Here is a 6,805-nt window from a genome sequence, read left to right as displayed (position 1 = left end):
GTGGGTCTACCTGCCCCACATCTTGTTGGGCTGCGTTTTGGCCCGGGTCCCCCTCGCCGTGCGACAGTTCAGTCGTCGCACGGCCCGTGAAGTCTGCGCGTGGAGGGGATGCACATGATCGACAGGCGTGTCTTCGGCAAGGCCCTGGGGGTCGGCACGGGCGCGGCAGCCGTTTCGCTGACCGGCTTGCGAGGTCCGCAGACAGCGTCGGCAGCGACCTTTCCGCAGCTCAAGCAGGTCAGGGCAGGCCTGCTGAACGTCGGTTACGCCGAACTGGGCCCGGCCCACGGCCCCGTGGTCATCTGCCTGCACGGCTGGCCGTACGACATCCACAGCTACGTCGACGTAGCCCCCCTCCTGGCCGAGCGGGGCTACCGGGTGGTCGTCCCCTATCTGCGCGGCCACGGCACGACGCGTTTCCGCTCCGACCGGACGTTCCGCAACGCCCAGCAGTCGGCCGTCGCCCTGGACGTCATCGCCCTGATGGACGCCCTGAAGATCGAGAAGGCCGTGCTCGCCGGCTTCGACTGGGGCTCGCGCACCGCCGACATCGTCGCCGCGCTCTGGCCCGAACGCTGCAAGGCCCTCGTGTCGGTGAGCGGATACCTGGTCACCGACAACCCCGACTACGCGGCCGTCGTCGTCCACAACTACCGCTGGCGGCTGAGCCTCGCCGACGGCGAGCGCCGCTACGACGCACTGGAGAAACGGCTCGCCGCGCGGCCGACGATCGGCGTTCCCACCATCACCCTCGACCCCGAGTGCGATCCCTTCACCGCTCCGGGCGGCGGAGCCTCGTACCGGGACAGGTTCACGGGCGCCTACGAGCACCGAACCCTGCCGGGTGTCGGCCACAACGTGCCCCAGGAAGCACCCGCCGCCTTCGCCCGGGCCGTCATCGACGTGAACGGATAAGGGAGTTCCCTCATGGAAAGCCGGAACCAAAGCCGGAACCAAAGCCGGAACCAAAGCCGGAACGAAATCCAGAACACAGGCCTGAACGCCACGGACGGCGCCGCAGCGGGACGGCGGGCGCGGTTCGGCAGGCTGCCCGAGCGCATCCGCCGCGAGGACTTGGTCGAGGAGAAGACGGCTACGCCCGCCGATCCGGCGCGATTCGCCTACGACCCCGAGGGCTCGTGGCGGTCTTTCGCATGCGTCGCCGCCGACCTGGGCCTCTGAGCCGGAACCGGAATTCTTGCCCGGTGGGGCAGTCACCTGTCAGAGTGGTGACGTGAACCTCGACCATGTCTTCGTCTGCGGGAACCCGGCGCTCGACTTCGCCGCGACGCTGCGAGCGCGCCGTTCGGTCCGCTTCGAGATGTTGGTGACGCCGGACAGGCTGAACGCATGGTACGTGGAGTCCGGCATCGTCGACGCGGTCTCCCCAGGTCAGGAGGCCGACGTCGAGCAGGCGAGGACCGTACGGGAAGCCGCCTACCAACTGGTCACCGCCCGTCGGCTCGGTGAGGAGTACGACAGGGCGGCGCTGACCGTGGTGAACAACGCGGCGCGCAGGCCGTCCGCGGTGCCGCAGCTCACCCCGTCGGGGCGCTGGACCCAGGCGACACCGGAAGAAGCCCTCTCCCTGGTGGCACGCCACGCCGTCGAGCTGCTGAGCGGACCGGACGTCCCCCTGCTCAAGGAGTGCGGGAACCCGGAGTGCACCCGCACCTACATCGACCGCTCCCGGGGCACGCGCCGGCAGTGGTGCGGGATGGACTCCTGCGGCAACAAGATCAAGGCGGCCGCGTACCGGGCCCGCCGGAAGAGCGCCCCCGTCTCTCGGCCCGAAGAGTCCGGGTCCCAGCCGACCGGGTCCTAGCCGACCAGGCCCTGGCCGACCAGGTCGTCCAGTTCGGCGGCGAAGAGCTGCGCGGGGTCGAATCCCATGCCGGTGAACTGACCGGCGAGTTCCAGGGACAGGACGCCGTGCAGCCGGGTCCAGAAGGTCAGCGCCCGGCGCAGGACCGCGGGCGGGGCGGGGTGGCCGGCCGCCCAGTCCCGGTGTTCCCCGATGTGTGCGTCGAACGGCGTCGCCGGGCCGTCCAGGGGCCGCGCGGCACAGGCGTCCAGCAGGGTCGCCATGATCTCGGACGAGATCGCGGTGGTGTCGTCGGGCGCGTGGTAGCCGGGAACGGGCGTGCCGTAGATGAGGAAATAGCGCTGCGGGTCCTCCAGGGCCCATCCGCGTAGGGCGTGCGCCAGTGCGGCCAGGTCGGCACCGGCCGCCGAGGCCGCGCGGAAGGTGTCGGCGAGGCTTCGGTACGCATCCCTGACCAGCTCGGTGATCAGCTCGTCACGGCCGCTGAAGTACCGGTACAGCGCGGGCCCGCTCATGCCCATCTGTTTGGCGATCGCGTTGAGGGAGAGCGCGGACGCGCCCGCCGTGGCGATCTGCTCCCACGCGCGCTCCTTGATCTCCGTACGCACCTGGGCGCGGTAGCGCTCACGCGGGGTCTTCGCTTCCGAGTTCACCATAGTTAGAGGTTATCACTGAAGTTATTGACACTCCCGGATCCGTGGAGTTATAACTTCTAACGAACGCGAAGCCCAGTAATCCGAGCACCCGCTGACTCTGTGGAGGTCACCATGAACGCCGAAGGACTCGTCGAGGTCGTCCTGCCGGGCAAGGTCGAGCCCGAGGGGCTTGAGATCCGGCACGGCGCCGTCCCCGCCGCGGGCCCGGGCCAGGTCGTGATCCGGATGGAGGCCACCGGCGTCTCCTTCGCCGAGCAGCAGATGCGCCGCGGCCGCTACTACGACCAGCCGCCCTTCCCGTTCGTGCCCGGCTACGACCTCGTGGGCACGGTGCTGGCCACCGGCGAGGGCGTCACCCCGGACCTGGCCGGCACCCGGGTCGCCGCACTGCTCAAGGTCGGCGGCTGGGCCAGCCATGTGGTGGTCGACGCGGCGGACGTGGTGCCGGTGCCCGACGGGATCGGCGCGGCCGAGGCGGAGACCCTCGTCGTCAACGGCATCACCGCCTGGCAGATGCTGCACCGCAAGGCCCGCGTCCGCGCGGGACACACCGTCGTGGTGTACGGCGCCAACGGCGGCGTCGGCTCGGTCCTGGTCCAGCTCGCCCTGGCCGCGGGAGCGCGGGTGATCGGCACGGCGTCCGTACGCCACCACGATGCCCTGCGGGAACGGGGAGTCGTCCCCGTCGACTACCGCGCCGCCGACCTCGCCGCCCGCATCCGCACACTCGCGCCGGGCGGGGTGCACGCCGTCTTCGACCATGTCGGCGGCCAGGGCATCGTCGACTCCTGGCGCCTCCTCGCCCCCGGCGGCACGCTCGTCTCGTACGGCAGCGCCTCCACCCGGGACGACGAGGGCTCCAAGCAGTGGCCGGTCCTCAAGCTGCTCGGCCGGGTGTGGCTGTGGAACGCCCTGCCCAACCGCCGCCGCGCCTACTTCTTCAACGTCTGGGCCGGCCGTGCCCTGGCCAAGAACCGCTTCCGCGCCCGCCTGCGTACCGACCTCACGCAGGTCTTCGCCGCCCTGCAGCGCGGCGAGGTCACGGCCCAGATCGCCGCGCAACTGCCGCTCACCCGCGCCGCCGACGCCCTGCGGCTGGCCGAGTCGGGCACGGTCGCCGGAAAGGTCGTCCTGAACCCGTAGCGGGCACCGGAGCGCCCGATCCCATCACCGCAAGGATCACGCGGCGAATCACGCAACGAATCACCGCAACCAATCACCACAACGAAACGAGGGGAACACCATGTTCAGCACCGTCACGGTCTCGCTCGCCGTCACCGCCGTCCTGGCGGGCACCGTCCCGGCCGCACAGGCTGCCCAAGCCACCCAGGTCACCCCGCACAGCGGTACGTCCCAGTGCGGCGGGCGCGGCGTCGACCCGGCCGCCGTCATCCGCTACGAGTCCGACACCCTTATCAAGGCGCCGCTGAGCACCGTCTGGAAGCTGCAGACCGACGTCGAACGCTGGCCGTCCTGGCAGCCCCCGGTCATCACCGCCGAACGTCTCGACCCGGGCCGGCTGAAGGCGGGTTCGCGGTTCCGGTGGACGACCCCCGCACCGGCCACCCCCACGACACCCGCCACCACACTCGCCATCACCTCCACCGTGCAGGAACTCCGGCGCCACGACTGCGTCCTGTGGCGTGGACCCGCGATCGGTGAAGGGCTGCGTATCGACGAGGGTGTCCACCTGTGGACCTTCAGGAAGGTCAAGGGCGGGGTGCGTGTCCACACCGAGGAGACCTGGACCGGCGCCCAGGTCGAGGCGGACGTCCCCACCGCGACGGCGGCCCTCGGCGCGGGCCTCGAAGCGTGGCTGCACGACCTGAAGACCACCGCCGAAGCCCACACCGAAGGGACCGGACGGCCTTGACGTCGAGCAGGCCCGGCCCCGAGGTGTTACCAGCCGAGCGCACCCTCGTCGGCTCGCGGCGCCGGTGCGGGCGGGGGCGCGTCGTGGCAGGTGAAGCCGAGCCGGGTCAGCGCCCGGCGCATCTCGCCTGCCGTGAAGTCGCGGCGGTTCTGCCTGGTGATGACTTCCCCGACCTGCATCACGGGGTAGACGCGGCGCCCGATGGTCACGGCCACGCCGGTGACGGGTTCGGGGGTGATTCCGCTCATCGACTGCTCGACCTCGCTCTTGATCAGGTCGAAGGGGAAATGTGCGATGACACAGCGCATGGGCTTCTCCTCTATGGGGTGTTCCGCGGGCTGGAGCGAGGGGTTCGTTCGGCGGCCCGTCCGCTCCCGCCCCGGTCGCCGGACCGTCCCCCTCGGCCACCGGCTCCGGATCCAGAACGGCTACCAGCGCCGGATCCAGTACGGCTACCAGCGCCGGATCCAGTACGGCTGCCGGTGCTGGATCCCGTACGGCTACCAGCGCCGGACCCGGTACGGCTGCCTGCTCCGGATCCCCTGCGACCGCGCGACCCGGACGCCTTGCGACCGCGTGAGGCGGAGCCCTTGCGTTCGCCTTGCTCGGGGACCGGCACGGTGAGGGTGACGGGCACGCCCGAGGGGGTTCGGGCGCCGGTGATGCGATGCAGTTCGGCCTCGCCCGGGCGGACCCGGGCGGTGCTCGGCGTGATGCCGGCGTCGGCCATCAGACGGTCCATCGCGTGCCGCTGGTGCGGCAGGACCAGGGTGACGACGGTGCCGGACTCCCCGGCGCGCGCGGTACGTCCGCCGCGGTGCAGGTAGTCCTTGTGATCGCCCGGAGGATCGAAGTTGACGACGAGGTCGAGGCCTTCGACGTGGATCCCGCGGGCGGCGACGTTGGTGGCCACCAGGACCGTGACGTCGCCGTCCTTGAACCGGGCGAGTGTCCGGTTGCGCTGCGGCTGCGACTTGCCGCCGTGCAGGGCCGCGGCCCGCACACCGACGGACAGCAGGTGCTTGGCCAGCCGGTCGGCCGCGTGCTTGGTGTCCAGGAACATGATCACCCGCCCGTCGCGGGCGGCTATCTCGGTCGCGGTGGTGTGCTTGTCGGTGTCGCTCACCTGCAGCAGATGGTGCTCCATGGTGTTGACGGCGCCCGCGGACGGGTCGACCGAGTGCACCACGGGGTCGTGGAGGTAGCGCCGGATCAGCAGGTCGATGTTGCGGTCCAGGGTGGCGGAGAACAGCAACCGCTGGCCGTCGGCACCGACTTGGTCGAGCAGCTTGGTCACCTGGGGCATGAACCCCATGTCGGCCATCTGGTCGGCTTCGTCCAGGACACTGACGGTGACCTGGTCCAGCCGGCAGTCGCCCCGCTCGATGAGGTCCTTGAGGCGGCCGGGTGTCGCCACGACGACCTCGGCGCCGTCGCGCAGCGCACTCGCCTGGCGGCCGATCGACATGCCGCCCACCACGGTGGCGAGCCGCAGGCGCAGGGCGCGCGCGTACGGGGTGAGCGCGTCGGTGACCTGCTGGGCCAGTTCCCGGGTGGGTACGAGGACGAGGGCGAGCGGCTGCCGGGGCTGGGCCCGCTGTCCGTTCAGCCGGGCCAGCAGGGACAGGCCGAAGGCGAGCGTCTTGCCCGAGCCGGTGCGTGCCCGGCCGAGGACGTCCCGTCCGGCCAGCGCGTTCGGCAGGGTGGCCGCCTGGATCGGGAACGGCACCGTCACGCCTTCGGCGGCGAGGGCGGTCAGCAGGCGGGCGGGCAGGTCGAGTTCGGCGAACGTCGCGACCGGCGGCAGCGGCTCGGTGTGCGTGACCGGCAGGGCGAACTCCTGCGGGCGGGTGGTGGAGCGTGCTCCGGAGCCGTTCCTGCGCCCGGTGGCCGGACGAGGGTTCTGCCGGCCTCTCGCCTGCGTGCGAGAGCGTCCGGAGCCACCGTCGGCACGACGGGTGCGGTTCATGGAGGAACCTTCCTCGATGCGGCGTATCGAGGAATTCCGCCCAGCGGTGCCACACGCGGATTCACAAGAATGAGCCGAGGGAAATGCGAAAGTCAGGGCCTCACGGCGCTGAGAAACCCGGGAAAACAATGGGCTGAGGCCCGCACCCCAAGAGCGCGGGCCCCAGCCACATGGTTCGCGTGAGCGTCAGGCGGGAACGATGTTCTCGGCCTGCGGGCCCTTCTGGCCCTGCGTCACGTCGAAGGTAACCTTCTGGCCTTCCTGAAGCTCGCGGAAGCCGGAGGTGGCGATGTTCGAGTAGTGGGCGAACACGTCAGCGCCGCCGCCGTCCTGCTCGATGAAGCCGAAGCCCTTTTCCGCGTTGAACCACTTCACGGTGCCAGATGCCATATTGAATCTCCCTTGGGGGGCAGTGCCGGAATCCGCACTTTACGGAATCCGAGTCGCCGCGATGATCACCCCTCCGGAAAGATCCGGAAAGC

9 protein-coding genes are annotated in these 6,805 nt (G+C 70.6%); 5 read left to right on the top strand and 4 right to left on the bottom strand.

Annotation, left to right across the window (positions count from 1 at the left end; translation table 11 throughout):
• Positions 1–114 precede the first annotated feature (114 nt).
• Genes ACFWYS_RS25885 through ACFWYS_RS25875 form a run of 3 tightly spaced genes read left to right on the top strand, consistent with a single transcriptional unit; the run spans position 115 to position 1,825 of the window.
• Positions 115–915, top strand: a complete 801-nt coding sequence (locus ACFWYS_RS25885) for an alpha/beta fold hydrolase (RefSeq protein WP_384773425.1) — start codon at positions 115–117, stop codon at positions 913–915.
• Between the two features lie 12 nt (positions 916–927).
• Positions 928–1,182: a hypothetical protein gene (locus ACFWYS_RS25880; RefSeq protein WP_384773422.1), complete on the top strand. Its 255-nt coding sequence runs from the start codon at positions 928–930 to the stop codon at positions 1,180–1,182.
• Positions 1,183–1,234: 52 nt separating this feature from the next.
• Positions 1,235–1,825 (top strand): CGNR zinc finger domain-containing protein, encoded by a 591-nt coding sequence (locus tag ACFWYS_RS25875; protein ID WP_384773419.1) that lies wholly within the window; start codon positions 1,235–1,237, stop codon positions 1,823–1,825.
• Here ACFWYS_RS25875 and ACFWYS_RS25870 read toward each other — a convergent pair.
• Positions 1,822–2,481: a TetR/AcrR family transcriptional regulator gene (locus ACFWYS_RS25870; protein ID WP_384773416.1), complete on the bottom strand. Its 660-nt coding sequence runs from the start codon at positions 2,479–2,481 to the stop codon at positions 1,822–1,824. The two genes, ACFWYS_RS25875 and ACFWYS_RS25870, sit on opposite strands and share 4 nt — an antisense overlap.
• Positions 2,482–2,592: 111 nt before the next feature.
• Here ACFWYS_RS25870 and ACFWYS_RS25865 point away from each other — a divergent pair, with 111 nt between their 5' ends.
• Positions 2,593–3,624, top strand: coding sequence for a medium chain dehydrogenase/reductase family protein (locus tag ACFWYS_RS25865; RefSeq protein ID WP_384773413.1), 1,032 nt, complete (start codon positions 2,593–2,595; stop codon positions 3,622–3,624).
• 100 nt (positions 3,625–3,724) lie between these two features.
• On the top strand, positions 3,725–4,354 hold the full coding sequence (locus ACFWYS_RS25860) for an SRPBCC family protein (RefSeq protein ID WP_384773410.1): 630 nt from the start codon (positions 3,725–3,727) through the stop codon (positions 4,352–4,354).
• A gap of 26 nt (positions 4,355–4,380) precedes the next feature.
• Here ACFWYS_RS25860 and ACFWYS_RS25855 read toward each other — a convergent pair whose 3' ends face one another.
• The 3 genes from ACFWYS_RS25855 to ACFWYS_RS25845 all read right to left on the bottom strand — a co-directional run bounded on the left by ACFWYS_RS25855 (position 4,381) and on the right by ACFWYS_RS25845 (position 6,713).
• Positions 4,381–4,662, bottom strand: coding sequence for an SCO5918 family protein (locus ACFWYS_RS25855; RefSeq protein WP_384773408.1), 282 nt, complete (start codon positions 4,660–4,662; stop codon positions 4,381–4,383).
• A gap of 11 nt (positions 4,663–4,673) precedes the next feature.
• Positions 4,674–6,323, bottom strand: a complete 1,650-nt coding sequence (locus ACFWYS_RS25850; RefSeq protein WP_384773405.1) for a DEAD/DEAH box helicase — start codon at positions 6,321–6,323, stop codon at positions 4,674–4,676.
• A 186-nt stretch (positions 6,324–6,509) separates the two neighbouring features.
• Entirely contained in the window at positions 6,510–6,713 is a 204-nt protein-coding gene (locus ACFWYS_RS25845) for a cold-shock protein (RefSeq protein WP_007383480.1), read from the bottom strand.
• Positions 6,714–6,805: the final 92 nt, after the last annotated feature.

It is taken from the genome of Streptomyces sp. NPDC059010 (assembly GCF_042740355.1).
GTDB lineage: Bacteria > Actinomycetota > Actinomycetes > Streptomycetales > Streptomycetaceae > Streptomyces.
This window is presented reverse-complemented; position numbering and strand designations above follow the sequence as displayed.